The organism is Mesorhizobium sp. M0296 (genome assembly GCF_040321675.1).
Lineage (GTDB): Bacteria > Pseudomonadota > Alphaproteobacteria > Rhizobiales > Rhizobiaceae > Mesorhizobium.
Window position 1 is genome coordinate 1 of record NZ_JAMYRZ010000112.1, and the last position, 564, is coordinate 564.

The window sequence follows — 564 nt, forward strand, 5'->3', positions numbered from 1 at the left end:
TCGCCCTTCGGCCCCCAACCGCGCAGCGGAGCCATGTTGGTCTTGATCCAGGTCTCGTCGATGAAGACCAGATGCTGCGGATCGAGGCCGGCCTGCCAAGAGCGCCATCGCTGACGCCTGCGGGCAATATCAGCGCGCGCCTGCTCAAGGGCGAACAGCGTTTTTTTTGAAGCTCAGGCCCTCGCGCCTCAAGAACATCCAGACCGCGTTGTGCGAGACCTTGACCCCGCGTGCGGCCAACTCATCCTTCAGACCATGCAGTGTCAGATGCGGCGTCTCACGCACACGCGCCTCGATGAAGGCACGGTGCGGCTCCAGCACCCTCTTGCGATGTCCGCCCATCTTGCCAGGCGCAACCGAGCCAGTCGCCCGATGGCGCTGCAACAACTTCACCGCCGCCGAAACCGAAATGCCGAACCGTTTCGCGGCCGACCGGCGGCTCTCGCCACCCAAAACCGCCGCTACAACACGTTCGCGAAGATCATCCGAAAGAGGTCGCGTCATCCGATGCTGGCCTCCACTCCAGCCAGCATCTTGAATCACAAAACCGACTGATCCGGAATC

General features: G+C 62.6%; 1 pseudogene. It reads right to left on the bottom strand.

What is annotated here, in order from left to right:
* Positions 1–504, bottom strand: a pseudogene (locus tag NKI97_RS35405) (transposase); the annotation flags it as partial.
* Positions 505–564 lie beyond the last annotated feature (60 nt).